The 25,629-nt window shown below is 72.4% G+C and carries 22 protein-coding genes; 8 read left to right on the forward strand and 14 right to left on the reverse strand.

Annotated features, from left to right (window positions below; genetic code table 11):
• Positions 1–18 precede the first annotated feature (18 nt).
• From GCE86_RS22495 to GCE86_RS22520, 6 genes are all read right to left on the reverse strand, one after another.
• The gene (locus GCE86_RS22495) at positions 19–1,134 is read right to left on the reverse strand and encodes a branched-chain amino acid ABC transporter permease (protein WP_154228769.1); all 1,116 of its coding nucleotides are present in this window, start codon (positions 1,132–1,134) and stop codon (positions 19–21) included.
• Positions 1,131–2,021, reverse strand: coding sequence for a branched-chain amino acid ABC transporter permease (locus GCE86_RS22500; RefSeq protein ID WP_091262914.1), 891 nt, complete (start codon positions 2,019–2,021; stop codon positions 1,131–1,133). Before GCE86_RS22500 ends, GCE86_RS22495 begins: the two co-directional genes overlap by 4 nt.
• Positions 2,018–2,803 (reverse strand): ABC transporter ATP-binding protein, encoded by a 786-nt coding sequence (locus tag GCE86_RS22505; RefSeq protein WP_154228770.1) that lies wholly within the window; start codon positions 2,801–2,803, stop codon positions 2,018–2,020. The genes GCE86_RS22500 and GCE86_RS22505 overlap by 4 nt, the downstream gene beginning before the upstream one ends.
• A 55-nt stretch (positions 2,804–2,858) precedes the next feature.
• Positions 2,859–3,602: an ABC transporter ATP-binding protein gene (locus GCE86_RS22510; RefSeq protein ID WP_154228771.1), complete on the reverse strand. Its 744-nt coding sequence runs from the start codon at positions 3,600–3,602 to the stop codon at positions 2,859–2,861.
• 3 nt (positions 3,603–3,605) lie between these two features.
• Positions 3,606–4,808, reverse strand: coding sequence for a substrate-binding domain-containing protein (locus tag GCE86_RS22515; protein WP_154228772.1), 1,203 nt, complete (start codon positions 4,806–4,808; stop codon positions 3,606–3,608).
• Between the two features lie 273 nt (positions 4,809–5,081).
• Positions 5,082–6,209 (reverse strand): DUF7507 domain-containing protein, encoded by a 1,128-nt coding sequence (locus GCE86_RS22520; RefSeq protein ID WP_154228773.1) that lies wholly within the window; start codon positions 6,207–6,209, stop codon positions 5,082–5,084.
• A gap of 588 nt (positions 6,210–6,797) precedes the next feature.
• Between GCE86_RS22520 and GCE86_RS22525 the strand changes: the two genes are divergently transcribed.
• Positions 6,798–8,132: a TrkH family potassium uptake protein gene (locus GCE86_RS22525; RefSeq protein ID WP_154228774.1), complete on the forward strand. Its 1,335-nt coding sequence runs from the start codon at positions 6,798–6,800 to the stop codon at positions 8,130–8,132.
• Positions 8,122–8,790, forward strand: a complete 669-nt coding sequence (locus tag GCE86_RS22530) for a potassium channel family protein (RefSeq protein ID WP_154228775.1) — start codon at positions 8,122–8,124, stop codon at positions 8,788–8,790. The genes GCE86_RS22525 and GCE86_RS22530 overlap by 11 nt, the downstream gene beginning before the upstream one ends.
• 50 nt (positions 8,791–8,840) lie before the next feature.
• Here GCE86_RS22530 and GCE86_RS22535 read toward each other — a convergent pair whose 3' ends face one another.
• The 7 genes from GCE86_RS22535 to GCE86_RS22565 form a co-directional block, all read right to left on the reverse strand.
• Entirely contained in the window at positions 8,841–10,457 is a 1,617-nt protein-coding gene (locus GCE86_RS22535; protein WP_154228776.1) for a serine/threonine-protein kinase, read from the reverse strand.
• Positions 10,458–10,528: 71 nt separating this feature from the next.
• A complete protein-coding gene (locus GCE86_RS22540; RefSeq protein WP_154228777.1) occupies positions 10,529–12,082 on the reverse strand; it encodes a fused MFS/spermidine synthase in 1,554 nt (517 codons plus the stop codon).
• A gap of 36 nt (positions 12,083–12,118) precedes the next feature.
• The gene (locus GCE86_RS22545) at positions 12,119–13,096 is read right to left on the reverse strand and encodes a VldE C-terminal domain-containing protein (RefSeq protein ID WP_239543188.1); all 978 of its coding nucleotides are present in this window, start codon (positions 13,094–13,096) and stop codon (positions 12,119–12,121) included.
• Between the two features lie 255 nt (positions 13,097–13,351).
• Complete coding sequence (locus GCE86_RS22550) at positions 13,352–14,161, reverse strand: inositol monophosphatase family protein (RefSeq protein ID WP_154228779.1); 810 nt, start codon at positions 14,159–14,161, stop codon at positions 13,352–13,354.
• The gene (locus GCE86_RS22555) at positions 14,154–14,606 is read right to left on the reverse strand and encodes a response regulator (protein WP_154228780.1); all 453 of its coding nucleotides are present in this window, start codon (positions 14,604–14,606) and stop codon (positions 14,154–14,156) included. Before GCE86_RS22555 ends, GCE86_RS22550 begins: the two co-directional genes overlap by 8 nt.
• Positions 14,603–16,342, reverse strand: coding sequence for a sensor histidine kinase (locus GCE86_RS22560; RefSeq protein ID WP_154228781.1), 1,740 nt, complete (start codon positions 16,340–16,342; stop codon positions 14,603–14,605). The genes GCE86_RS22555 and GCE86_RS22560 overlap by 4 nt, the downstream gene beginning before the upstream one ends.
• Positions 16,339–17,577 carry a PP2C family protein-serine/threonine phosphatase gene (locus tag GCE86_RS22565; protein ID WP_208818036.1) on the reverse strand — a complete coding sequence of 413 codons (1,239 nt, stop codon included), beginning with the start codon at positions 17,575–17,577 and terminating at the stop codon, positions 16,339–16,341. Before GCE86_RS22565 ends, GCE86_RS22560 begins: the two co-directional genes overlap by 4 nt.
• A gap of 266 nt (positions 17,578–17,843) precedes the next feature.
• Here GCE86_RS22565 and GCE86_RS22570 point away from each other — a divergent pair, with 266 nt between their 5' ends.
• Together GCE86_RS22570 and GCE86_RS22575 are read left to right on the forward strand one after the other, a co-directional pair.
• Positions 17,844–20,267 carry a M28 family peptidase gene (locus GCE86_RS22570; protein WP_420846496.1) on the forward strand — a complete coding sequence of 808 codons (2,424 nt, stop codon included), beginning with the start codon at positions 17,844–17,846 and terminating at the stop codon, positions 20,265–20,267.
• Positions 20,268–20,354: 87 nt separating this feature from the next.
• The gene (locus GCE86_RS22575) at positions 20,355–20,951 is read left to right on the forward strand and encodes a dihydrofolate reductase family protein (RefSeq protein WP_154228782.1); all 597 of its coding nucleotides are present in this window, start codon (positions 20,355–20,357) and stop codon (positions 20,949–20,951) included.
• Between the two features lie 31 nt (positions 20,952–20,982).
• Here GCE86_RS22575 and GCE86_RS22580 read toward each other — a convergent pair whose 3' ends face one another.
• Positions 20,983–22,158: a low temperature requirement protein A gene (locus GCE86_RS22580; protein WP_154228783.1), complete on the reverse strand. Its 1,176-nt coding sequence runs from the start codon at positions 22,156–22,158 to the stop codon at positions 20,983–20,985.
• 306 nt (positions 22,159–22,464) lie between these two features.
• Between GCE86_RS22580 and GCE86_RS22585 the strand changes: the two genes are divergently transcribed.
• The 4 genes from GCE86_RS22585 to GCE86_RS22600 all read left to right on the forward strand — a co-directional run bounded on the left by GCE86_RS22585 (position 22,465) and on the right by GCE86_RS22600 (position 25,622).
• Positions 22,465–22,935, forward strand: coding sequence for a SigE family RNA polymerase sigma factor (locus tag GCE86_RS22585; protein ID WP_239543159.1), 471 nt, complete (start codon positions 22,465–22,467; stop codon positions 22,933–22,935).
• Positions 22,936–23,057: 122 nt separating this feature from the next.
• A complete protein-coding gene (locus tag GCE86_RS22590) occupies positions 23,058–24,230 on the forward strand; it encodes a hypothetical protein (protein ID WP_154228785.1) in 1,173 nt (390 codons plus the stop codon).
• Positions 24,231–24,357: 127 nt separating this feature from the next.
• Entirely contained in the window at positions 24,358–24,711 is a 354-nt protein-coding gene (locus GCE86_RS22595) for a PadR family transcriptional regulator (protein WP_154228786.1), read from the forward strand.
• A complete protein-coding gene (locus GCE86_RS22600) occupies positions 24,708–25,622 on the forward strand; it encodes a hypothetical protein (protein WP_154228787.1) in 915 nt (304 codons plus the stop codon). The genes GCE86_RS22595 and GCE86_RS22600 overlap by 4 nt, the downstream gene beginning before the upstream one ends.
• Positions 25,623–25,629 lie beyond the last annotated feature (7 nt).

Here is a 25,629-nt window from a genome sequence, read left to right on the forward strand (position 1 = left end):
CGGGGGAGGTGGGCGGGGTCAGCGGCGGCGGAGGGCCGCCTTCAGCGGGTTCAGGCGGGTGCGGAGGCTGGCCAGGCCGCCGGGGAAGAAGTACACCGCCAGGATGAACACCGTGCCCAGGACGAACAGGGGCTGGCTCAGCGGGTGGCTCAGGACGGCCGGGAGGCTGTTGACCGCGTCGCTGGTGCCGAAGGCCGTCAGGCGGTGGTCCAGGTACATGTAGAGGATGCCGCCGAGCACCGGGCCCCAGCGGGTGCCGGGGCCGCCGAGCACCACCATGACCAGCAGCGACAGGGTCAGCTCGCTCGACGTCACGTGCGGGCTGGCGCCGCCGACGATCAGGCAGTAGACCGTCCCGCCGGCCGTGGCCAGGCCGCCGGCCAGGGTGAACGCGACCAGCTTGAACCGGTACGGGTCGAGCCCCAGCACCCCGATCCGCCGCTCGTCGTCGCGCAGCCCGGCCAGCACCCGCCCGGTCGGCGAGCCGCTCACGCGGTGCACCACGAGGACCACCACGGCCAGGTACGCCAGCGCCAGCCAGTAGAGGTTCACCGTGTTGGTGACCCCGACCAGCGCGGCCGGCAGCCCGGAGACGTCCAGCGGCAGACCCTCCTCGCCGCCGGTGAGCCCGCCGAAGTCCCGCGCCACGAGGATCGCCCCGACCTGGGCGAAGGCGAGCGTGACCATGGCGAACGCGATGCCGACCGTGCGCAGCGCGACCGCGCCGAGCAGCGCGGCCAGGATGGTCCCGCCCGTGACGGTGAGCAGGGCGGCCTGCCAGAGCGGCAGTCCCGCCCGGGTGACCAGCACGTCGGTGCCGTAGACGCCGGCGGCGAAGTAGAGGGCGTGCCCGAAGGACAGCATCCCGGTCCGCCCGAACAGCAGGTCGTAGCCGGCCGCCAGGCCGCCGAAGACCAGGCAGATGGCGAGCAGTTGCAGCGTGCCGGGCGAGTTCAGCGGCCCCTCGAAGATGCCCGGCAGGTTGACCGTGGAGTACGGCAGGATCGCGGCCACGACCAGGGCGACCAGCGGCGCGTACGGGCGCAGGCCGTGCCAGCGGGAGTGCCCGGGGGTCAGCTCGTCGGGCACCGCCGCGGGCGGCGCCGGCACCTCGGGACTCTTGACCTCGGTCATGCGTGAGCCACCTTTCCGGCCAGGCCCTGCGGACGCAGCAGCAGCACCACGGCGAGCAGGCCGACCACGCAGAGGTCACCCAGCCCGGACGTGCCGTAGTAGTTGACGAACTGTTGCAGCAGCCCCACCGCGACCGCCGCGTACGCGGACCCGACCACCGAGCCCATGCCGCCGATCACCACCACTATGAACGCGAAGATCAGCAGCGAGCCGCCCTGCCCGGGCGAGACGGTGCCGAAGTAGACCGAGCCGAGCGCGCCGGCCAGCGCGGCGGCCGCCCCGCCGATCGCGAAGACCAGGGTGAACGCCTTGCGCACGTCGATGCCGAGCGCGGTCACCATCTCCCGGTTCTCCACGCCGGCCCGGATGATCAGGCCGTACCGGGTGAACCGCAGGAAGGCGAGCAGCGCGCCGAGCACCACGGCGGCGGCGACGATCAGCAGCAGACCGGCGTTCGGCACCTGGGCGCCGAGCACCGAGGTCACGTCCCGGGTCCACTCCGGGCGTGGGAACGGCCGGGCGTCGGCGCCCCAGGTGGCCTGGAGCAGCGCCACCCCGGCTAGCGACAGGCCGACGGTGACCAGCACCTGCTCGATGGTGCGGGAGTAGAGCGGCCGGATCAGCACCAGCTCGACCAGCACCGCCACGGCCGAGCCGGCGAGCACGCCGAACGCGACGGCCACCAGGAACCCGAGGCCGTCGGAGCCCGCACCGGGCAGGTTGCCCGCCGCCCACCAGGTCGCGTACGCCCCGACGCCCAGGAACAGGCCGTGCGCGAAGTTCAGCACGTCGGCCAGGCCGAAGACCAGGGACAGGCCCGAGGCGACGAGGAAGTAGAGCGCCGCCAGGCCCAGCCCGGTCAGCGTCAACAGGATCACCGTGCTCACGCCGAGCCACCCTTCGTTCGCGACTGCGGGGCTCGCAGACCCGGCTCACTCCTCGCGCTCACCGGCACCTCCGCGCCCACGCCCAGCAGCGACTTCGTGAGCGCGGTCTCCAGCAGCAGGTCCTGCGCGTTGCCGGTCCAGGCGACCCGGCCGGCCGAGAGCACCACGGCGTCGCGCGCCAGCCGCCGCACCACGGCCAGGTTCTGCTCGACCAGCAGCACCGGCACGGATTCCGCGACCCGTTCCAGCACCTCGGCCACCTCGGTCACCACCTTCGGCGCCAACCCCTTGGTCGGCTCGTCGACCAGCAGCAGCCGGTTGTCGTTGAGCAGCACCCGGCCGATCGCGAGCATCTGCTGCTGCCCGCCGGAGAGCGAGCCGGCCCGTTGCCGTCCGCGCCGGTCCAGCTCGGGGAAAAGGGCATAGACCTTGTCGTACGCCGGGCTCGTGCCCCGCCGCTCGGCCAGCCGCAGGTTCTCGGTGACGGTGAGCCCGGCGAAGACGCAGCGGTCCTCCGGCACGTAGCCGAGCCCGCCGCGGACCAGCCGGTGGGTGGGGCGGGCCAGCAGGCTCTGCGCTCCCATCCGGACGGTGCCGCGCACCTCGCCGTTGCGCGGCGTCAGCCCGACGATCGCGCGCAGCGTCGTGGTCTTGCCGACGCCGTTGCGGCCGAGCAGCACGGTCACCCCGGTCGGCGCGACCGCGAACGACACCCCCTGGAGGATGTGCAGCCCGGCGATCCGCACCGACAGGTTCTCGACGCTCAGAACAGGTTCGGTCACAGCGCCAGCTCCGTTCGCGACTGCGGGGCTCGCAGACCCGGCTCACTCCTCGCGCTCACAGTGCCTCCCCCAGGTACGCCTCCTGCACGGTGGCGTTCGCCATCACCGTGTCCGGGGTGTCGCACGCCAGCAGCGCGCCGTGGTGCATCACGGCGATCCGGTCGGCCAGCTCCAGGATCACGTCCATGTGGTGCTCCACCATGAGCACCGACCGGCCGCTGTCCCCGGTCAGCGACTTGATCACGCTGACCAGCTCGGGCACGTCCTCGGCGCTCACCCCGGCCATCGGCTCGTCCAGCAGCATCACCCGGGGCTCACCGGCGAGCAGCAGGGCGATCTCCAGCTTGCGCTTCTCGCCGTGGGCCAGGGTGCCGGCCAGCGCCGTACCCCGGTGGGCGAGGCCCACCCGGTCGAGCGCCGCGTCGGCGGCGGCAGCCACCTCCCGGTCGGCCGCCGCCCGCCGCCACAGCTTCATCGAGCCACCCCGGTGCGCCTGTACGGCGAGCCGGACGTTCTCCCGCACCGTCAGCGACCCGAAGACCGAGGACGCCTGGAAGGTACGCCCCAGTCCGAGGCGGGCCCGCCGGTGCGGGGGGAGGTCGGTGACGTCCGCCCCGTCCAGCAGGATCCGTCCCCCGGTGGGCCGGCGCAGGCCGGTGATCAGGTTGAACAGGGAGGTCTTGCCGGCGCCGTTCGGCCCGATCACGCCGAGGAACTCCCCGGGCGCGAGGTCGAGGTAGACGGAGTCGACGATGGCGACCTCACCGATCCGCCAGGTCAGACCGCGGGTGGCGAGCACTGGTCAGCCCTTCATCTGCGCGACCGGCGGCGCGGACTCGTCACCGGTCAGGGTCTTCTGCGCGGTCGCCGTGTAGGCGGTGCCGCTGCCGGAGAGCTTCGCCTGGTACATCGGCTGGAGCAGCGCGTGGTCCTCCGCGCGGATGGTCATCTTGCCCTTGACGCCGTCGAACTGCCAGCCCTCCAGCGCCTTGACCATCTTCTCCACGTCGTCGCCGCCCTCCTGCACGGCGCGGACGACCATCTGGGCGGCGGCGAAGCCGTCCGGGTGGAACAGGTCGAGCGTGCCGCCCGGGATCTTGGCCTTGGCGGCCTTGGCGGCCTCGGTGTCGCTGGCCCCGTCGAAGTAGTGCGACAGGAAGGAGATCTTGCTGCCGGCCGCGCCGAAGGTGGGCCAGGAGGCGCGGATGTCCAGGCCGGTGACGACCGTGGTGGAGGCGAGGACGCCCTGCTGGTCGAGGGTCTGCCACATGGCCGGGGCGGTGGTGCCGGCCCAGGCGACGAAGAGGAGGTCCGGCTTGGCGGCCTTGATCTGGCTGGCGAACGGGGTGAACTCGGTCGCGCTGGCCGGGGCCCGGACGCCGCTCACGGTCGCGCCGGCGCCGCCGATGACCGCCTTGACGGCGGCCTCGTTGGCGTCACCGAAGGCGCCGTCCTGGGCGAAGACGACCACCTTCTTGCCGGCGGCGTCGCCGATGAACGACTTGGCGGTCACCACGTCCTGGTACGACTGCCGGCCCGAGCGGAAGGTGTACTTGTTCGCGCCGGTCACCGCGTCGGTGGCGGCCGGGCCGGAGATGAACAGCACCTTGTTCTGCGCGGCGATCGGGGCGACCTGGAGGGCCACGCCGGACGAGGTGGACCCGGCGATGATCTTCGTGCCCTTGCCGATGAGGTCCTTGGCCGCGGAGACCGCCTTCGCCGGGTCGCCCGCGTCGTCGACCTCGGTCAGCTCGATCTTCCGGTCGCCGACCTTGCCGGTGCCCTTGGTGGCGAAGTCGAGGCCGGCCTTGAAGCCCTCGATGTACTGCTTGCCGTAGCTGGCCAGCGGCCCGGACTGGGAATACACGAGGCCGACCTTGACGGGTGCGGCGTCGCCGCCGCCGGAGGCGGTGTCCTGCGGGCTGCCACAGGCCGTGGCCGCGAGCGCGGCCGCCATCACCGTGGCGGCGGAAAGGAACACCCGTCGCGTGTGCCGGATCGTCATAGCGACTCCAGGTGGGGACAGGGGGAAGTGTCAGTTGTCGGCTCACGCTAGAAGTGACGTCACGCACGGGCTATGTGGCCGAAACACACAAGTAACCAGGGTGGGGTGGCCGGCCATTACAACAGCCCGCCACTGGTTGATCATCGCCCGGTCCCACGTGGCCGCCGGCACCACCGCGCGGGACGCCGCTGTGTCGCGCCCCGCCATCGAAGTCGCCCGAAACACGCGACGGCCCGGCGGAGCGTTCCGCCGGGCCGCCGCATCGGATACGGGTCAGAGCCGCAGGTGCGCCCTCCGCCGCAGCCGGCCGAGCCCGACCAGGAGGCCGCCGGCCGCCAGCAGGCCGCCACCCAGGGAGAGGGTCTGGGCCACGTTGTCGCCGGTGACGGGCAGCTCGGGCTTGCCGCCCTTGTCGTCCCAGCCGCCCTTGTCGTCCCAGCCGCCCTTGTCGTCCTTGTCGTCCTTGCGGTGGTCGTACTTGCCGTCGCGGATGCAGATCGTGACGGTGGCCGGGTCGGAGACCACGGTCCGGTACCGGTACTTGCCGGTCGCCCGGGCGGTGTTCACCACCTTGCCCTCCTTCACGTCGGCCCAGCTCACCACATACGGCTTGACGGCGTGGCAGTCGGTGCTGGTGCCCGGCGCCAGCGTCGTCTCGTTGCAGTGCACGTAGCCGGCGGTCCGGTCGTCCACCTCGACGTCGGCGATCTTCACGGTGCCGGTGTTGGCCGCCCGGTAGGTGTAGAAGATCTTGTCGCCCTTCGCCGCGAAGCCGTCGTTCGTGCACTCCTTGCGGCAGTCCGACTCGACCCGCGCCTTCTTGTCGATCGACAGGCTGACCTGCGGGTCTCCCGGGTGACCGGGGTAGCCAGGATCGCCCGGATCACCGGGGTAGCCGGGGTCTCCCGGATCGCCCGGGTCGCCCGGGTCGCCCGGGGCATCGGAGGCGGCGCAGGTGTGGGCGAGCACGAAGTTCTCGGCCGTCCCCGAGATCACCGCGGTGGCGGCGGTAAGGGTCCAGTGGGCCGGCAGCCGGATGAAGGCTCGGCTCACGCCCTCGAAGTCGACGATCTCACTGTTCGGCGAGCCGGGGATCGGCCGCGTGACGGTGCCGCCGGGCGTCCTGAACGTCGTCGACAACGACTGGAAGACGCCGCTGGTCTCCGGCTCGCCGGACAGGTCGAACACCCAGGTCTCCTCGTCCGGGAAGGGCCCGCCGCCCGGATAGCAGAACTGAGGAGCGTGCGCCGCCGTGGTCGGCACGTCGTCCGGATCGATGCTGATCGTCTGTGCGGCCAGGGCCGGCGTACCGCCCAGCAGCAGGGCGCCGGTCAGCACACCGAACGCTCCCAGCCGCACGCCGATGCTCGCTCGCCTGCTCGGCGCAGTGGTCTCTCTCATGTACATCCCCCGTGTCGTGGATCCTTGACACGGGTCGAAACGACCACTAATAGGACATGTTACGCAAAGCGGACACGAATCCCTCGGACGATGGAACGCGCTCCGATCCTCACCGGAGGGCCCAGCCGGTCGACGGCCGGAACCTGATCATCGGGCAACAGGGGCGCGGCACCTACGTCGCCGAACGACCCGGGCGGTAACTCCCGGGCCGCTACGGACCTGATGTCGTGACCGACTCACGCCCGCCCGCCCGCCCGCGCCCGACTCGACCTGCCGTCGAGGGCCGCTGCGGACAAGGGCGCCCCGTGGCCATGACTCCGGCTGCTGCCCGGCCCGCCGCCGGCCCGCTCGGCAGACTCAGCCGCCCGCTCTCGAGTCGTTTCCGACATCAGCTCGACAGGCACGCACGAGGACACGGCGACCGACCACCGACAGCATCTCGCGGTCCGTCCGATCCATTCACGTCATCAAGTTCGTACCGCGGTCAGAGTCCCGCGCGCCGCCACGGCGGTGTCGGGCCGTCGGCGATTGGCCGCCAGTTGGTCGGTTCCTGACCTGCCGGTGAATCTCCGGACGGAAGATGACCTGGTGCGCGGCCTGCTCCGGAACCCCGTTCGGCTGGTGCCGTTCGGGTTCCTGGCGGTCATCCTGCTCGGCACCGGCCTGCTCATGCTGCCCTGGGCCACCAGCGAGAGCCGCTACACCCCGTTCGTCACCGCGCTGTTCACCTCGACCTCGGCCGTCTCGGTCACCGGCCTGGCCATCAACGACACGCCGAACTACTGGAACGAGTTCGGCCTGGTGATGATCACCGTGCTCACCCAGCTCGGCGGCCTGGGCATCCTGACGGTCGCGGCGCTGGTGATCCTGGTGGTCTCCCGGCAGCTCGGCCTGCGCAACCGGCTGCTCGTGCAGGCCGAGACCGCCGAGTTCGGCCTCGGTGACGTCCGCTGGCTGCTGGTTCGGATCGTCGCGACGGTCTTCGCCACCGAGGCGGTGATGACCGCGGTGATCACCGGGCGGCTCTGGCTGGTCTACGACTATCCACCCGGACGGGCACTCTGGTTCGCCGCCTTCCACGCGGTCCAGGCGTTCAACAACGGCGGCTTCACCCTGTACTCGGACGGCCTGGTCGCCTTCTCCCGAGACCCGTGGGTCGCACTGCCGCTCGGTCTCGGCGCCATCGTCGGCGGCCTCGGGTTCCCGGCGTTGTTCGAGGCCGTCCGGGAGTGGCGGAAGCCGAAGAGCTGGGCGGTCGCCACCAAGCTGACCATCTGGGGCAGCGTCGTGCTCATCGGCTCGGGCTTCGGCTTCCTGCTCCTCTCCGAGTGGACCAACCCCGCCACCATCGGCACCTTCGACGCCCCTGGCAAGGCGCTGGCGTCGTTCACCCAGATCGCGCTGAGCCGCACGGGCGGCTTCGACGTGATCAACGTGGACAAGCTCAGCAACGAGAGCTACCCGCTGCTCATCGTGCTGATGTTCGTGGGCGGCGGCAGCGCGAGCACCGCGGGCGGCATCAAGGTCTCGACGTTCTTCCTGCTCGGCTTCGTGATCTGGGCCGAGCTGCGGGGCGAGCCGGACGTGAACGTGGGTGGCCGGCGGGTGGCGACGGCCACCCAACGCCAGGCGCTCACCGTGACGCTGCTGAGCGTGACGCTGGTCGTCCTCGGCACGATCCTGCTGATCGTGTTCACCGACAACCTGCGCAACTTCGCCGCGGTGTTCGAGGTGACCTCGGCATTCAGCACCACGGGCCTGTCCACCGGCCTCGCACCGGAGCTGTCCCAGCCCGGCAAGTACGTGCTCATCGTGCTCATGTTCATCGGCCGGGTCGGGCCGCTCACCCTCGGGTCGGCGATCGCGTTGAACACCCGGCGACACCTGTACCGCTATCCGGAGGAGCAACCCATTGTCGGCTAGGAGGACGGACGACAGCAGCGTCGTGGTGATCGGCCTGGGCCGGTTCGGCTCCCGGCTGGCCGGCTCGCTGCTGCAACTCGACCACGACGTGCTCGCCATCGACCACCAGCAGGAACGGGTGCAGCGCTGGGCGTCCCGGCTGGACCGGGTGGTGCAGGCCGACACCACCGAGGAGAACGTGCTGCGCCAGCTGGGGGTCGCCGACTTCCGCCGGGTGGTCGTGGCCATCGGCGCGTCGGTCGAGGCCAGCGTGCTCACCGTGCTGGCCCTGACCGAGCTGGGCATCCCGCAGATCTGGGCGCGGGCCACCTCGGAGAAGCACGCCAAGATCCTGCAGTCGGTGGGCGCCCACCACGTCATCTTCCCGGAGGCGGAGACGGGCGACCGGGTGGCGCACCTGATCGTGAGCCGGATGCTCGACTTCATGGAGTTCGGCCACGACTTCGCGATCGCCAAGGTCCGGGTGCCCGCGTCGCTCGTCGGCCGTTCCCTGCGCGAGGTGCGGCCGATCGACCGGTACGGGGTCATGGTGGTCGGCGCGAAGCCCGCCGGCGAGCCGTTCCGCTACGCGGACCCGGACACCGTCCTCCAGCCGGACAGCGTGCTCATCGTGGAAGGCCCGATCAACCGGGTGCAGCAGTTCGCCGTGCTGGCCTGACCGTCACTTCTTCTCGCCCTTACCGCCGTGCCCACCCCCCTTCGGCCGGTCTACCTGCCTTTTCCCTTGCCACTCTCCTTGCCCTTGCCGGACTTGGGCGGTTTGGGCTTGGCGGCGGTCTTCGGGGCGGCCTTCGCGGGCGCCTTCGCCGGTACCTTGGCCGCCGGCTTCGCGGGCGGCGCGACGGGCGGCGGGGCCGTGGTAGGCGCGGACCCGGCGACGCCGGACACCTGCACCCCGCAGGTGCTCCCGTCGACCTTGAACTCCACCGGCAGCGGGTTCGCCCCGGTGTAGCTGCCCGTCAGCGAGACCTTCTTCGAGGCGCCCGGGGCCAGCGCGGCGTCGGTGGCCGGCGCCCGGAGCAGCACGTCGTTGCCCTGCTGGCGTACGGCCGGCTGGCCCGTCCCGACCTTCTGCTGCCCCGGGAAGGTGAAGCTCATGGTCCAGTCCCGCAGCTCGCGGGTGCCGGTGTTGGTGAGGGTCACGTCGGCCGTGAAGTCCGTGCCGGAGTCGCGGCGCAGCACGTAGTCGACCGCGCAGGGGATCGGCTCGGGCAGGCCCATCCGCGCCTCGGTCGGCTCCACCCCGCCGCTGGCCGGGCTCTTCGAGGTGACCCCCCACAGGGTGGCGGTGACCGCGATCAGGCCGGCGGCGGCCACCCCGGCCTCCACCTTGCGCCGGCGGGCGGCGGCCCGGCGGGTCTTGGTGCGGATCGCCGAGAAGGGCAGCGCGTCGGTCGCCGACGACCAGGGCAGGATCGTGGTGCCGGCGTTCTCCGTCAGCGCCGGGTCGAACTGGCCCAGCGCCGGGGAGACCGGCACGATGGCCGCGATCCCGGCGGCGTCGGCGAGCGTACGGGCCACCTCGGCCGTCGCCGGGCGGTCCTCCGGGCGCTTCGCCAGGCAGCGCCGGACCAGCTCGGCGACCTCGTCGGGAAGCCCCACGACCGCCGGCATCGGGTCGGGCTCGTTGTACATGTGGGCGCGGAGCATCTGCGTCGTGGTGCTCGCCTGCCAGGGCAGCCGGCCGGTGAGCATCCGGTAGAGCAGCAGCCCGACCGCGTAGACGTCGGTGGCCGGGGAGACCTGGCCGTTGTCCAGCCGCTCCGGAGCCAGGTACGCGGGCGTGCCGAGCAGCGCGCCGTCCGGGCCCTTCTCGCTCTCCCCCACCAGGGCCGAGATGCCGAAGTCGACGACCTTCACCCCGGTCGAGGTGAGCATGACGTTGCCGGGCGTGACATCCCGGTGCACCACACCCCGGGCGTGCGCGGCGGCCAGGGCCGACGCCACCTCCGCGCCGATCGTCAGCGCCTCCCGCCAGGGCAGCTGCCCGCCCCGGCCGAGCCGGCTGCTCAGCGGCCCGCCGTCGACCAGCTCCATCACGACGTACGGGACGGTCAGCCCGACCTGCTCGGACTCCCCGTAGTCGTACACGTTGGTGATGTTGGGGTGGCAGAGCCGCGCGGCGGCCTGCGCCTCGATCCGGATGCGGTGCCGGAACGCCTTGTCACTGGCCAGCCGCGAGGCCAGCACCTTGATTGCCACCTGCCGACCCAGCACCTCGTCGTAGCCGCGCCAGACGACCGACATGCCCCCCGCACCGAGCTGCTCGACGAGCCGGTACCGCTCGCCGAGGAGCTGCGCGCCGTTCCTGACCGCTGCACCCATGGTCGGTCCAGTTGCCCGAGGTGAGCCCTCGTACACCTCACCGGTCGAAATCGGTCAGCGAAGTCACCCGATCAGGCGGTCGCCAGGAGCTGGTCCACCGGCGCGTAGTCGTCGGTGAGCACCAGCGCGTCCCCGACGAAAGCGCTCAGCTCCGCGCCGTCCAGCAGCGTCGCCGGCTCGGGCAGCAGCCGCAGCCGCGCCGGGACGTCGGCCAGCGGCAGTGGCGCGTCCGACGCCACGATGAGGAAGTTCGCGCCGTGCTGCCCGGCGATCGCACCGGGCGGTGCGATCAGCGCGACGTGGCGGAACTCGGCCGCCACGGTGGCCAGCTCGGCCCGGATGAACCGGTCCGGCGGGTAGTCGATCACGTTCTGCACGTAGATCCCGTCCGGGCGGAGCACCCGGCGGATGTCGGCGGCCATCTCCCGGGTGGCCAGGTGCCAGGGCACCACCAGGTGACCGAAGGCGTCGCCGACGATGAAGTCACGGCTGTCGGTGGGCTCGGCGCCGAGCAGCACCCGAGCGTCCCCCACCCGGGCGTGGAGCTGCGGCCCGGTGCGTACCCCCAGCTCCCGCCGGTCCAGGTCGACCAGGCCGCCGTCGATTTCGAAGACCAGGTTGTCGCTGCCCGGCCGGGTCGCGGCCAGGTAGCGCGGCATGGTGAAGCCGCCGCCGCCCAGGTGCAGCGCGTCCATCCGCTGCTTCGCCGGCCGCGCCACGTCCGCGACCAGGCCGATCCACTGGGTGTACGCGTACTTCAGGTGCGTGGGCTCGGCCAGGTCCACGTAGGAGTGCTCGGCCGAGTTGAGATAGAGCGTGCGCCCTTCAGGCCACTGCTCGTCGACCTCGACCCGGGCGCAGTGGTAGGCGGTCTCCACGTCGCACGGGTTCGGGGCGACCGCGGAGAGGCCGGCCGCGGCGAGGCCGAGCACCGCCAGGGCGGCCTTGGCCCGGGCCGGACCGGGCAGCGCCGTCCCCGACTGCCGGCGCAGGTACGCCCCGAGCACCAGCCCGGTCATCCCCAGCACGCCGGCCAGCGCCAGCACGATCACCGTGCTGGGCAGGGCCGCCACCAGCACGAAGCCGGTGGCCAGGGTGGCCGTGATGCCGCCCAGGGTGCCGATGCCGGACAGCCGGCCGACCACCTGCCCGGTGCGGCGCAGGTCGGCGAGCTGGAGCTTCACCACCAGCGGGGTGACCCCGGCCAGCAACGCGGCCGGCAGCAGCACCGCCAGGGCGGTCAGCAGCAGCACGGCGCTCGCCGCGCCGCCGCGCAGCGCCTCACCGGCGTACCGGACGACCGGCAGGGTGACCGCGGTGGCGATGCCGGCCAGCACCAGGGCCGGCGCCAGCAGGGAGCGCGGGTCCCGCCGGTCGGCCAGCCAGCCGCCCATCCACGCCCCGTACGCGATGGCGCCCAGGGCCATGCCGATCACCGAACTGGTCACCTGGAGGGTCACCCCGACGTAGGGGCCGACCAGGCGGAGCGAAACCGTCTCCAGCACCAGCACCGCACCGCTGGAGAGGAAGACCAGGAACGCGGCGAGCCCGTTCGGGAGGGCCCGGGGCGGGACCGGCGCGCTCGGCGCCGGCTCCGCGACGACGTCGGACGATGTGCTGCTCACCGTGGCGATGCTACGCAGCGTTCCTCGGCGGAGACGTCAATACATCGAGATGTGAACATGGTTTGTGTGGTCCGCGGCGGGACTGCCACCCCCGCTGTACGCCCGCCAGCCCGTGTTCGGCATCCAGATCTGGCGGTACCAGATGACGTACATGATGCCGAGCTTGCTGGCGTTGTTCTTGGCCCAGGAGGCGAGGCTGTCCCCGTACGCCTTGTCGCCGCCGGTGGCGGACTTGTCCTCGAAGCCGCCGGTGGCGGCTGCGAAGTCGCAGGCCCGGCCCTTGGGGTGCTCGCCACCGCCACCGCTGCGGTGGCAGGAGACGTAGCGCTTGTAGCCGGCCGCCTTGGCCTGCTCGAGCATGTGCAGGGTGCGCGGGGTGATGCAGCCGTCGGCCGGCGTCGGGTCGTTCACCGAGCAGGACTCCGACGGCCACGAGCCGTCCGGGTTACGCGGCGCCGGCTTGGCCGAGGACGAGCCGCCGCTGAAGCCGGAGCCGGCACCGGAGCTGACCTTGGCGAGCGCCACCTCGGCGTCGCGCTTCTTCTTGGCCAGCACGGCGAGCTGCTTCTGCTGCTCCCGCACCTCGATGTCGATGGCCGTCTTCGCCTCGGCGGCCTGGGCCTTGGCCTCGTTGAGGTCGTGCAGCCGCTTGCTGTCCCGCTGGGCCATCACGTCCAGCTCGGCGGCGCGCTTGAGGAAGGCGTCCGGGTCGGAGCTGGCCAGCAGCATCGACACCGGCGTCAACCGGCCCAGCCGGTAGGACTGCGCGGCCACCTCGCCGACCTGCGCGGTCAACTCGACCAGGCGGCCCTCGACCTGCTTGAGCTGGTTGTTCAGCGCGACCTGCCGGCGCTTCGAGTTGTCCAGCCGGTTCTTGGCCTCGATGTGGCCCCTCGCCGCCGCGTCCAGGGCCTCGCGGAGCTGCTTGCTGCCGCCCTCGTCCGGCGCGTTCGGGGTGGGGGCGGCCGCGGCCGCCGTGCCGGGGGTGAGGCCCGCGCCCAACAGCAGGGTCATTGCGGCGAGCAGGGCGAGCAGCGACCGGCGGACGGGCCGGCGGGTGAGCCTGGTCCTGGGCACGTGAGGGTCCTTCCGTCGACCGCCGGCCCCCGAGTCGACCTTGCGCGGCGGCGGCTCCACCGGCCCCGGACGGCGGCCTGCTGGCGGAGACCGCCGGTCACGATACCGGACCGCAGGCCGCGCGCCATGCCCCCGACCTCGGGCGACGCCGATCGTCGACGCAGCGTGCCGGGGCCGTCGCGGACCGCTCGCTCAGTCGCCCAGCAGGGCGGCCCGGACCTCTTCCCAGCTCTCCTCGCTGGCCGCGACCAGCAGGCCCTTGCCCTCGTCGGCGGGGTGGTAGTCGGTGCCGTCGAAGCGGCGGGCCACCCCGCCGGCCTCCCGGACGAGCAGCGTGCCGGGCGCGTGGTCCCAGGGCAGGGTGCGCCAGAAGAGCACGAACTGCTGCGCGCCCGTGAGGATGTCCAGGTATTCCCGGCCGGCGCAGTGCTGGCCGGGCAGCAGCTCGCCGAGCCGCTCGCCGCCCGCCTCCACGCTCCGCCGGAAGTCCGGCGGCAGGAAGCGGGTCATGGCGGTGCCGCGCAGCGCGCCCACCTCGGGCTCCCGCCCGGCGGTGCGCACCGGCGTGCCGTCGAGTCGGGTGCCGTCGCCCACCCGGCAACTGGCCAGCGTGCCGTCCAGCGGGTCGTAGACCCAGGAGGCGACCGGCACTCCTTCGGTCAGCAGCGCCACCATCAGGGCGAACGGGCGCCGGCCAGCGGCGAAGTTGGAGGTGCCGTCCACCGGGTCGACCAGCCAGACGTCACCGCCGCCGCGCAGGTGCCCCAGCAGGGCCGGGTCCTCAGCGACCGCCTCCTCACCGACCACCACCGAGCCGGGGCGCAACCGCCGCAGCCCGGCCGAGATCAGCGCCTCGGCCTTCCGGTCGGCGACGGTGACCACCTCGCCGGGAGCCTTCTCGGAGATGTCGGCGTCGTCGAGGCGGCGGAACAGCGGCACGACGATGTCGGCCGCGGCCTGCCGCAGCAGCGCGCCGACCTCCTCCAGCAGCGGCTCAGCCACGCGGCGGCAGCTTGACCACGCTGACGAAGAACTCGTCGATCTGGCGGACCACCGAGATGAAGCGCTCGAAGTCCACCGGCTTGGTCACGTAGGCGTTGGCGTGCAGCTGGTAGCTGCGCAGGATGTCCTCGTCGGCCTGGGAGGTGGTGAGCACCACGACCGGGATCCGGCAGAGCTGCTCGTCCTTCTTGATCTCCTCCAGGACCTCCCGGCCGTCGCGGCGGGGCAGGTTCAGGTCGAGCAGGATCAGGTCGGGGGTCACGGCGTCGCCGTACTGGCCCTCGCGACGCAGGTAGGCCAGCGCCTCGGCGCCGTCCGAGACGACCGTGAGGCGGTTGCGGAGCTTGTGCTCCTCGAACACCTCCTGGGTCATCAGCACGTCACCCGGGTCGTCCTCGACGAGCAGAACCTCGATCGGGCTCTTGCCGTCCGCCGGCGCGGTCATCCCACCGTCTCCTTCATGCCACCCGTTGTACCGTCCCGGGCCGCCCCCTCGGGCGTCTCTTCCCGTGCCGCGCCGTCCGGCTGCCGGGCCACGCCCACCGCGGCGTCGTCGGCACCGTCACCGGTCGCCGCAGCGTCCCCGGTCGACTCCTCGACCTCGGCCTGCTCCGCAGCCCGCGCCGCCTCGACGTCCTCCGGCAGGGCCGGGAGGGTGAACCGGATCGTGGTGCCCTCCGCGGTCTCGGTGTCCACCCAGACCCGGCCGCCGTGGTATTCCACGATCTTCTTGACGATGGCCAGCCCGATGCCGGTGCCCGGGTAGGCGTCCTTGGAGTGCAGCCGCTGGAAGATCACGAAGATCTTGTCGGCGAACTCCGGCTCGATCCCGATGCCGTTGTCCCGGCAGCTGATCTCCCACTCGTCGTCGACCAGCCGCGCCGAGACGTGCACCTTCGGTGGCACGTCGGGGCGGCGGAACTTGATCGAGTTGCTGACGAGGTTGGCCAGCAGGTTGGTCAGCAGCGGCTCCTCGCCGCGGATCACCGGCAGCCGGTCCCAGGTCAGCTCGGCGTCGGCGTACTGCCGGGCCGCCTCGGTCTGACCGGCCACGTCACCCATCACCTTGTTGAGGTCGACCTCGGTGAACCCGGTGGTGAGCCGGCCGATCCGGGAGAACGCGAGCAGGTCGTTGATGAGCCGCTGCATCCGCTGCGCGCCGTCGACCGCGAACGCGATGTACTGGTCGGCCCGCTCGTCGAGCTGGCCCGCGTAGCGCCGCTGGAGAAGCTGGCAGAAGCTGGCCACCTTGCGCAGCGGTTCCTGGAGGTCGTGCGAGGCGACGTACGCGAACTGCTCCAGGTCACGGTTGGAGCGGGTGAGTTCCTCGGCCTGCTTCTGGAGCTGGCTGTTGACCCACTCGATGCGCTCCCGCGCCTCGCGTACCTCGTCCAGCTCCCGGGCGATCTTCTGCCGCATGACGTCGATGTCGTCGGCGAGGAGGCGGAACTCGGGCGGGCCGGACCCCTCGATGTGGTGCCGGTAGTCGCCCGAGGCGACCTCGCGCACCTGACCGACCAGGCCGGCCAGCGGCCGGATCAGGATCCGGTCCAGCGAGAGCAGCAGCACCGCGCCGGCCACCGCCACCACGAGGGCCGCGATGATCAGGAGCACCACCAGCACGTTGCTGGTCGCGTTGACCTTGTCGGCGGTCTTCTGCCGGACCTTGAGGATCTCGCCTTGGAGGCCGTCCACCGCGGCCCGGATGCGGTCGAACTGCTGCCGGGTCTGGTCCGTGATCAGCGCCTGGCCGGCGGACGGGCCGCTGCGCTCGGTGGTGCTGATCACCGGCTCGGCCACGGCGGACCGCCATTGCGCCGCCCGCTGCTCGACAACGTCCAGCGCGCCCAGCACGTCCGGATAGTCGACGGCCAGTTTCCGCATCTCCGCGAAGGTGGCCTGCTCCCGGTCCACACCCGTCCGGTAGGGCTCCAGGTCCTTGCGGTCGGCGTTCACCGCGTAGCCGCGGACCGCGGTCTCCTGGTCGAGCAGGGCGCTCATCAGCTCCTGCGCCTGTACCCGCAGCGGCCCGGTCTTGAGCAGCACGTCGTCGATGTTCTGCCGGTTTTTCGCGGCGAGGGTCGCCTCGGCCGCGGCCAGCCCGAGCAGCAGCACCAGCACCACGCCGAGCAGCGCCACGACGCGCCGCCGCAGGGTCCACCCCTGCTGGTACGCCTTCATCGGCCGCCGCCGCGGGTGACCAGCAGCATCGCCACGTCGTCGGCGAGCGGCCCGCCGTTGAGCTGCTCGGCCCGGCCGACCAGCCAGGCGGGCAGCTCGGCCAGCGGCACGGCGCGGTTGGCGGGGTCGGCGAGCAGGTCGGTCAGCCCCGGCACGTCCAGCCGGTCGTCACCGGTGTCCACCCGACCCTCGATGAGGCCGTCGGTGTACATCAGCAGGGACCAGTCATCGGTGTCGAACTCCAGGTCGAAGGCAACGGGTCGGCGCGGCCGTACGCCGAGCAGCAGACCGCCCCGGGCCGGCACCGGGGCGACCTTACCTCCGCTGAGCAGCAGCGGCGGCGGATGACCGGCGAGTCGCACGGTGGCCCGGTTGGCCGCCAGGTCGAGGCGGGTGGTCGCCACCGTGGCGAAGATCTCCTGGAGCCGGCGCTCGCTCATGAGCACCTGCTCCAGCGCGGGCAGCACCTCGTCGTCCGGCACCCCGGCCAGGACCAGGGCCCGCCAGGCGACCCGCAGCTCGACGCCGAGGGCGGCCTCGTCCACGCCGTGGCCGCAGACGTCGCCGACGATCAGGTCGATCCGGTCCGGCCGGGTCTGCACCACGTCGTAGAAGTCACCGCCGATCAGGGCGGCGTGCCGGCCGGGGCGGTAGAAGGTGTGCACCGCCACCTGGTCGGTGGTCATGAGCGGCTGGGGCAGCAGGCCGCGCTCCAGGCGGGCGGACTCGGCCTGGCGCAGCTCCACCTCGCGCAGCCGGCGGGCGTTCTCGTCGGCCCGCTTGCGCTCCACGGCGTAGCGCAGCGCCCGGGTCAGCAGGACGCCGTCGACCTGGCCCTTGACCAGGTAGTCCTGCGCACCCTCGGCGACCGCCACGATGCCGAGGTGCTCGTCGGAGCGGCCGGTGAGCACGCAGACCGCCGCACCGCTGGCCATCTCCAGCACCTGGCGCAGCCCGTCCAGGCCCTGCGCGTCGGGCAGGCCCAGGTCGAGCAGGACGCAGTCGACCCCCATCACCCGCTGCCGGGCCTCGCTGAGGCTGGTGGCGACCAGCAGGTCGATCATCGAGTTGGTCTCGGCGAGCAGCTCACCGACCAGGAAGGCGTCGCCCTCGTCGTCCTCGACCAGCAGGACCCGCAGCCGCTCGCCGGGCGGCACGCTCAAGTGGTGCCCGAACCCGGCCTGCGGCGCGACGGGTACGCCGGGCAGACCGGTTCCCCGGTGCGGCCGGGTCACCGCCGCGAGACGCGGGATTTCGCTGGTGATGTCGGGGCTCCTTCCGAATGCCCTGCTGATCCTGTATCAGACAACGGTCGCACACAACACGACCGAAGTCGGCGTGGGCAGCGAGCGGGCCACCCGTCGTACAGCGGCTCGACCAACGCCCGATGTTACGCCGCGACCGGTGTTCAGCCCGGAGCGCACCGGCCGGTGGGAGTGCCGCCGCAGGCCGCGGGGGTGCAGGATGATGCCCACCCCCGAAGCACCCCGAGGAGTCACCCGTGGGCGTACCCCCCACCCGCCCCGCCGACCGCGCGCCGGCCCGGCCGGGCCCACTCCGCACGCGACCGGCCGACCGGACGCTGGCCCGGCCGCGCCGACGGCTGCCGGCCGCACTGGCCGCGCTCGCCGCGCTGCTCGCCGTCGGGGCCGGTGTCCTCGTCGACCTGGCCACCCCGGCGCCCCGCCCAGCCGACGCGCCCGCGGACGCGTTCAGCGCCGAGCGGGCGTACCAGCAGGTCAAGGTCATCGCGGCGCGGCCGCACGTGGCCGGCAGCGCCGCCAACGACCAGGTCCGGGAGCACATCGTGGGTGTGCTGCGCGGGCTGGGCCTGGAGACCGAGGTGCAGGACACCGTGGCCCCGGAGGCCGGGCAGCTCAGCGGGGCGGCCGGCGGCGCGACCCTGGCCCGGGTCCGTAACGTGGTGGCCCGGCTGCCCGGCACCGAGCCCACCGGCCGGGTCTTCCTGGTGGCCCACTACGACTCGGTGCAGTCCGGGCCGGGCGGCAACGACGACGCGGCCGGCACGTCCACCATCCTGGAGGTGGCCCGGGCGTTGGCCGCCGGCCCGCGCCCCCGCAACGACGTGGTGCTGGTGCTCACCGACGCCGAGGAGGCGTGCCTGTGCGGGGCCGCCGGCTTCGCCGCCGACCACCCCCTGGCCGCCGACGGCGGCGTGGTGCTCAACCTGGAGGCGCGCGGCTCCACCGGTCCGGTGATCATGTTTGAGACGTCCCGGAACAACGCGAAGCTCGTGGAGGCCTTCGGCCGGGCCGCCCCGCACCCGGTGGGCACCTCGTTCGCCGTGGAGATCTACCGGGCGCTGCCCAACGACACCGACTTCACGGCCTTCCTCGACCACCGGTTCGTCGGGCTGAACTCGGCGTACATCGACGGGGGCGCGGTCTACCACACCCCGCTCGACGTGCCCGCGGCCATGAACCGGGGCAGCCTCCAGATGCACGGCGACAACGCGCTGGGCCTGGCCCGCGAGTTCGGCCGGACCGACCTGCGCGAGCTGCGCTCCGGCCACGACGACACCTACTTCCCGGTGCCCGGCGGGCTGGTCCGCTACCCCGGTTGGCTCACCCTGCCGCTGGCCCTGGCCGCGCTGCTCGCCGTCGGCGTGCTCGGCGCCCTGCTGCGCCGGGCCGGCCGGGCCACCGCCGGGCGGCTCGTGGCCGGCGTCGGGCTGGCCCTCGTGCCGGTGGTCGCCGCCCCGCTGGGCGCGTGGCTCCTCTGGACCGCCGTCACCACCGTCCGTCCCGGCTACGCCGAGCTGCTCGACCCGTACCGCCCGGTCTGGTACCGGCTCGCCGTGGTGGCGCTCGCCGCCGCGATCCTCTTCGCCTGGTACGCGCTGACCCGCCGCTGGGCCGGCCCGGCCGCCCTGGCCTTCGGCGGCCTGGTCTGGCTGGCCCTGTTCGGGGTGCTCCTCGCCGTGCTGGTGCCCGGTGGCGCGTACCTGACGACCCTGCCCGCCCTGGTCGGCGCGCTGGCCGGCCTGGCGGCGCTGGCCACCCGGCGCGACGGCCCGTGGCCGGTGGTCGCCGTGACCCTGGCCGGCGCTGTGGCCGTGGTGATCCTGCTGCCCACCGTCGTGCTGCTCTTCCCGGCGCTCGGCATGGGCATGGGCGGCGTGGCGGCGCTCGTCGCGGTGCTGCTCGGCCTGGCCGCGCTGCCCGTCGTCGACCTGCTGCACCCGCAGGCCGGCGGCCAGCGCGGCCTGCTCGCGCTCCGGGCCCGCCGGCTCGGCGCGCTGCCCGCCGGCGCCGCCGCGCTCGCCGCCGTGGTGCTCGCCGGGGTCGGCCTGTCCGTCGACCGCTTCGATGCCGCGCACCCCGTGCCGACCCACCTCATGTACGCCCTCGACGCCGGCACCGGCAGGGCGCAGTGGCTCAGTCATGAGGAAGACCCCCAGCCCTGGACCGACGGGTACGTGGACCGCGCCGTCTCGGTGGCCGACGACTTCCCAGGCCTGGGTGACGCGGAGCTGCGGAGCGGGGCGGCGCAGGCGGCGGACCTGCCCGCCCCGAAGCTGGAGACCCTGTCCGACACCCGGTCGGGCGACCAGCGGGTGCTGCGGGTCCGGGTGCTGCCGCAGCGGCCGGTCCGGCTGCTCTCCCTGCACGTCGACACGTCCACGGCCGAGGTGAAGTCGGCGACCGTGGCCGGGCGGGACGTGCCGGTCAAGGCGCGGGACGGCCGGTGGGGTTTCGGCGTCGTCTTCCACGCCCCGCCGCCGGAGGGCGTCGAGGTCACGCTGACGCTGGTGCCGAAGGCCGGGCAGGTGCGCCTGCGGGTCATGGACGCCAGCGACGGGCTGGGCGGGCTGCCCGGATTCCGGGCCCGGCCCGCCGACGTCGGCGTGGTGGGCTCGCACAGCTCGGAGATGCTGGCGGTGGCCCGGACGTATCCCCTCTAGAAAAAGTTCCGGGACGGATGTCGAGAGGAGCCGCCCAGCTTCTACTCCCGGGTGAGAGCAACCCCCACGATCCCGAGGAGCAGATCGATGACGAAGGTGAGCACCGGAGCCACCATGTCGCTGGACGGCTACATCGCCGACGCGTCCCACGGTGGGTTCGAACACCTCTTCCAGTGGTACGGCAACGGTGACGTGGAGATCCCGACGGCCACCCCCGGCATGACGTTCCGGACGTCGGCGGCGAGCGCCGAGCACGTACGCGCGCTGACCGAACGGACCGGCGCGCTCGTCGTCGGGCGGCGGCTGTTCGACATGACGAACGGCTGGGGCGGTCGCCACCCCATGGACGTCCCCGTGGTCGTGGTCACGCACCACGTGCCGGAGGGCTGGGACCGGGAGGGCGACTCGTTCGTGTTCGTGACCGACGGCATCGAGGCCGCGATCGAGCGGGCGAAGACCCTCGCCGGCGACAAGGAGGTCGGCGTCAACGGCGGCACCATCGCGACGCAGGTGCTGGAGGCCGGCCTGCTCGACGAGGTCCACGTCGATCTCGTACCGGTCCTGCTCGGCGACGGCATCCCGTTCTTCGCCGGCCTCCGGATCGCGCCCGTGCAGCTGGAGGGGCCCGTCCGGGTCGTACAGGGCACGGAGGTCACCCACCTCGCCTACCGGGTCCGCAGGTAGGGCTGACTCGGCGGTCGCGACCCGTCCCCGCTCAGCCGGGTCGGCCCCGCAGCAGGGGACGGGTCAATCGCCCGCCCATGGCGTCGCCGGTCACCACCCCCGCCAGCATGAGCACGACGAGGGTGGTGACCAGCACCGGGGGCCACTTGCCGACCCACGGCATCACGGCCAGCAGGAGCAACACCCAGAACACCCGGTGCCACGGGACCCTGCCGATGATCCGCCAGGTGAACACGGTGCGCCCGAGCAGGAACAGTGCGGGCCCGCCGAGGACCAGCGCGATCCACCGCCCCGGCGTGTCGCCGGTGGGCCGCTCGACGACCAGGTCGAACGCGGCGGCGGTGCAGACGATGCCGGCCAGCATGACGAAGTGGGTGTACGGCGCCAGCCGGGTCGCGCGTCGGAGCACCCGCGGAGCGTTGGTCCGCACGATCTGGCCGGCACCCAGGACGTAGATCTGCCAGAGCAGCAGCATGGTGGCGAAGGCGGCCAGGAAGGCGGCCGACCGGGCCAGGGTGAAGTCGGACCGGCTGATCTCCAGGGTCGGCACCAGGATGACGTCGCCGAGCGCCAGGATGACGAACTGCTGGTAGCGCTCGCCCAGGTGCTCGGTCGTCTTCTCGTACTGGCCGAGCGGCACCCGGCCGAGGCCGGGCGTCGGGTAGCGCGCGCCGGCCGAGACGTAGTCGATCGTCACGGCCACGGCCCAGAGCGCCCACGACCCCTCGTGCGGCAGCAGCGCGCCGCCGACCCAGAAGAAGCCGGAGACCACGAACCAGAAGAGGAAGCGGGCGGCCCGTTGCTCGGCCATGCGCTGGCGCGGGTGCAGCACGGTCACCAGCACCACCCCGCGCACCAGGTGCGGGGTCACGTAGCCGAGCGCGAAGACCAGCGCGTGCGTGTCGACGGCCAGCGCCGCCGCCGTGACCACGGCGCCGAACATGGTCACCATGAGGATGACCTGGATGGGTAGCTGGTCCGGGTCGTAGAAGTCGGTGGTCGTCGAGGTGATCGACCAGGTCCACCAGACGGCCATCAGCATGATCACGACCGGCGCGACGCCGTTCCACCTGGGCCGGTCCGCGATCAGCATCGAGACCAGCGCCAGCGCCGCCACGAAGACGACGTCGAAGAGCAGTTCCAGCAGGGTGGCGCGGGTCGAGCCTCCCGGCGGGCGCACCAGCTCGCTGCTGCCTCCGGTCGTCATGCCCGGCCTCCCGCCGCCCCGGGGCACTGCCTTTCCGGCAATTATCCGGGCGAATCGGTCCTTCCGGGTCTACTTCCCGCGGTCGGAGCTCGCCGGTTTCAGCCCCACCGCTCCGTCCGCCATGATCATCGATCGCAGGAGGCCGAGCGCTTGATCCCGGCCGCCGGCAGGGGCGCTCACCACGCGGGCTTGCCGGGCCGGTAAACCTCGCGGGCCGACCAGGTGTCTTGCTGGGTGACGAGGCCGGGAGGGCAGATGAGGGATTCGCGTGGAGCGGAGTTCGACGACTTCGTTCGCACCCGATCGATGGTGCTGTTACGGGTTGCCTTCCTGCTGACCGGGGATCGGCATGCGGCGGAGGACCTGCTTCAGGAGGTGTTGGAGCAGGTGTATGTGCGGTGGCGTCGAGTGCAGGGCAGCCCGGAGGCGTACGCGCGGCGCGCGTTGGTCAACCGGTCGATCAACCGGTGGCGCCGCCGTGCCCGCCGGCCCGAGCAGTCGCTGGGCCGGCACGACGAGGTCGCCCGTGACCACGCCGACGCCGTGGCTCTCCGCGGAGTGGTCGTTGCGGCGCTGCGGGCGTTGCCGCCTCGGCAGCGGGCCGCAGTCGTGCTCCGTTACCTGGAGGACGTGTCGGTGACTGACGTCGCCGCGGCGATGGGCTGTTCTCAGGGCGCGGTGAAAAGTCACGCCGCGCGCGGGCTGGCTCGACTGCGCGAGGTGCTGGCCGCATCGGATCTCGTCATGCCCATCACCGACTCTGGGGGTTCGCGATGACTTTGAACGACAGTGACGTGCGCGACGTTCTGCACCGCGCGACGGATCATCTGGTCGCCCCGCCCGGTCTGCTCGAGGAGGTGCGCCGGGGCGGGCACCGGCGGGTGGTACGCCGCCGGGCCGTGCTGGCGGTCGTCTGCGCGGCCGTGGTGGCGGCGCCCGTGGGCGGGCTCCAGCTGGCGAACGGTGGCGGAGCGGCGCAGGTCGCTTCGCCGCTGCTCGACGAGCCCACTCGCGGTGATCTGGCGGGTGACGAGGGGTACCTGCGGCAGGTCCGCGACGCGTGGCAGCGCCGCCTGAAGCAGGACGGAGAGCAGCTGCGCGGCGAGCCGCACATCGTCTGGGCCGGACGTACGCCTGCCGGCCCCGCCGCCTACGTCGCCCACCGCACCGTCCACAACCCGGTCGCCAGTTCCGAAGGCGACCGCGTGATCGCGATGGCGGCGTTCGTCGAACCCACCGCCGACGGACCGCGGGTCACGACGCGGGAGCAGGTCACCGATGCCGGCACGGATGGGATCTCGCAGGCGGCGCTGCTCGGGCCGCAGCGCGACGTGCTCGTCGTACTCGACGTCGGGCAACCGGTGGAGTTCTCGCCCGAACTGCGGTACCTGCCCGACGGCAGGGTCAGCCGCAGCTTCCAGCGGGTCGCGTTCCGAGACGGCGCGGCCGTGCTGGCGGTGCCGCCGCAGCGCACGAAGATCAGTGTCGCGCTCTCCAGGACCCCGGTCAGCCGGGACAACATGGTGCACATCTCGAATGACGGCCCGATTCTCTTCCCCGAGGGCAAGGAGCGGCCGAGACCACCGCAGCTCCGCCACACGTTGCCCGGCGCGGAGAAGGTCTGGACAGGTGATCCGAGCGCGAAGAAGGTGGGCGCGCCGGCCGAGGCTCTTGCGGATTACATCGACTCCGCAGGCGTGCACACGAGCGACGGGTCTCCCCTCCTGTGGGTCTACGGGGCAACCCCGGACGGTCGGCTGCTCCTCGTGGAGACCATCCAGTACGACGACGACCCCGCCCGCGTCATCGCGCTGCTCGCTCCCAGGTACCTCGCCTTCAAGGCGGTCGCCAGCACCTTTGCGGACTGGAGATCGCCGTTGCCCGTACGGCTGCGACTGCCCGACAACCAGGGCGTTCTGGTCGCCGCCGAGGGCGCGGCGCTGAGCTACCGCATCGGTAAAGGTCAGTGGCAGGAGGCCGGTAGGAACGCGGCACTGCTGCCCGCCGACGCCACCGACGTGCGTGTCACCGACGCCGGAGGCACCGTCACCACCGTCCCCGTCACGTCCTGATCCGCATCAACCGCACTCCGCCTGCCGGCTCACAGCGGAGTGAGCCGGTGGGCGTCCCGGCTCCGGGCAGCCGCCGTCGCGCTCGGGATCTTGACCAATACGTCGATCATCTGCTTATGTAGACGACATGACCAGGCCCTCCGCGTCGATGCGCGAACCCACCTATTTCATCCTGGCCGCGTTGCAGGACGAGCCCCTGCACGGCTACGCGATCGTCAAGCGGGCGCAGGAGTTGTCCGACGGCCGGGTACGCCTCACGACGGGCACCCTCTACGCCGCTCTGGACCGGCTCACCGGTGAGGAGATGGTGAGGGTGGCCGAGGAAGCGGTGGTCAACGGTCGTGCCCGCCGCACCTACGAGCTGACCCAGCGAGGTTTGTCCGCGCTGACCGCGGAAGCGGAGCGGATGGCTGCGGCGGCGAGCGTCGTTCGTAACCATTCCGTCCGCCCGGCGGCTGCGGGCCGGGTGGTGCCGGCATGACCGAGCTGGAGCGCCGTTACCGGTGGCTGCTGCGGGCCTACCCCCGCGCCTACCGGCAGTATCGCGCCGACGAGATGCTCGAAACCCTCCTCGCCACGGCCGACGACGCGCGGCGGCCGAGCCTTCGGGAGGCGGTGGCGCTCGTGGTCGGGGGGCTGCGCGCCCGCACCGGCGTCGACCGCCTCGGCTCGCGATCGGCGCTGGGATACTCCGCGCTGCGAGTGTCCGCGCTGTCCCTGCTCGTGTACGGCATGACGCAGCGGGCCGGAGGCCCGATCGGGGTCTTGGTGACGATGCTGTCGGAGGGCCCATACAACCCCGGCGGATGGTGGTTCATCGTCATTCCGGCGCTGCTGACCATCGCGCTCTTCGCTGCGGCGTGGGGTAGCTACCGGCTGGCATTCGCTGCGGCGATCTTGACCGTGGCCGCGCAACATTTGTCGGCGAACGGGTGGGACCTATCGTTCTGGTTCTCGTCGGTCTATGACCTCCAGGACGCGATGCTTCCCCAGTTCTGGCCAGCGCTGCTGGCTTCGCTGGCGTTGCTGCGACTGCTCCGCGCACCCCGAACGCCCGTGGCCCGACCGTGGGCCTGGCCCGTCCTCGGGGCACTGGCAGTCGTCGCTTTGGCGCCGAGCCCGATCAACGGGTGGTTGGACGCACCACTGATGTCCTTGTGCGCGTTCGCCGCACTGGCCGTCATCACCGCGCCGGTCGATGCACGGATGCCCATCGTCGCCTCGGTGCTTCTCCTGGCGCCGGCCTTGGCACAAGCCACCTATCTGCTCTGTTCCAAACAAGCGGGGTGGCCACTAGATATCTCCATCACCGCGATCCTTGTTCTCGCGGCAGTCATGGCCAGCACGCTTGCCGCCGGAACGATCGCCGGCCGCCGCCAGGCCCGCATGTAGACCCGGA

Source organism: Micromonospora terminaliae, assembly GCF_009671205.1.
Classification (GTDB): Bacteria; Actinomycetota; Actinomycetes; order Mycobacteriales; family Micromonosporaceae; genus Micromonospora; species Micromonospora terminaliae.

Coding starts and splice junctions, on each gene's coding strand:
- GCE86_RS22495 (WP_154228769.1), bottom strand. CDS start 1,134: ATGACCGAGGTCAAGAGTCCCGAGGTGCCGGCGCCGCCCGCGGCGGTG.
- GCE86_RS22515 (WP_154228772.1), bottom strand. CDS start 4,808: ATGACGATCCGGCACACGCGACGGGTGTTCCTTTCCGCCGCCACGGTG.
- GCE86_RS22520 (WP_154228773.1), bottom strand. CDS start 6,209: ATGAGAGAGACCACTGCGCCGAGCAGGCGAGCGAGCATCGGCGTGCGG.
- GCE86_RS22535 (WP_154228776.1), bottom strand. CDS start 10,457: ATGGGTGCAGCGGTCAGGAACGGCGCGCAGCTCCTCGGCGAGCGGTAC.
- GCE86_RS22545 (WP_239543188.1), bottom strand. CDS start 13,096: ATGACCCTGCTGTTGGGCGCGGGCCTCACCCCCGGCACGGCGGCCGCG.
- GCE86_RS22555 (WP_154228780.1), bottom strand. CDS start 14,606: ATGACCGCGCCGGCGGACGGCAAGAGCCCGATCGAGGTTCTGCTCGTC.
- GCE86_RS22560 (WP_154228781.1), bottom strand. CDS start 16,342: ATGAAGGCGTACCAGCAGGGGTGGACCCTGCGGCGGCGCGTCGTGGCG.
- GCE86_RS22575 (WP_154228782.1), top strand. CDS start 20,355: ATGACGAAGGTGAGCACCGGAGCCACCATGTCGCTGGACGGCTACATC.
- GCE86_RS22580 (WP_154228783.1), bottom strand. CDS start 22,158: ATGACGACCGGAGGCAGCAGCGAGCTGGTGCGCCCGCCGGGAGGCTCG.
- GCE86_RS22585 (WP_239543159.1), top strand. CDS start 22,465: ATGGTGCTGTTACGGGTTGCCTTCCTGCTGACCGGGGATCGGCATGCG.
- GCE86_RS22595 (WP_154228786.1), top strand. CDS start 24,358: ATGACCAGGCCCTCCGCGTCGATGCGCGAACCCACCTATTTCATCCTG.
- GCE86_RS22600 (WP_154228787.1), top strand. CDS start 24,708: ATGACCGAGCTGGAGCGCCGTTACCGGTGGCTGCTGCGGGCCTACCCC.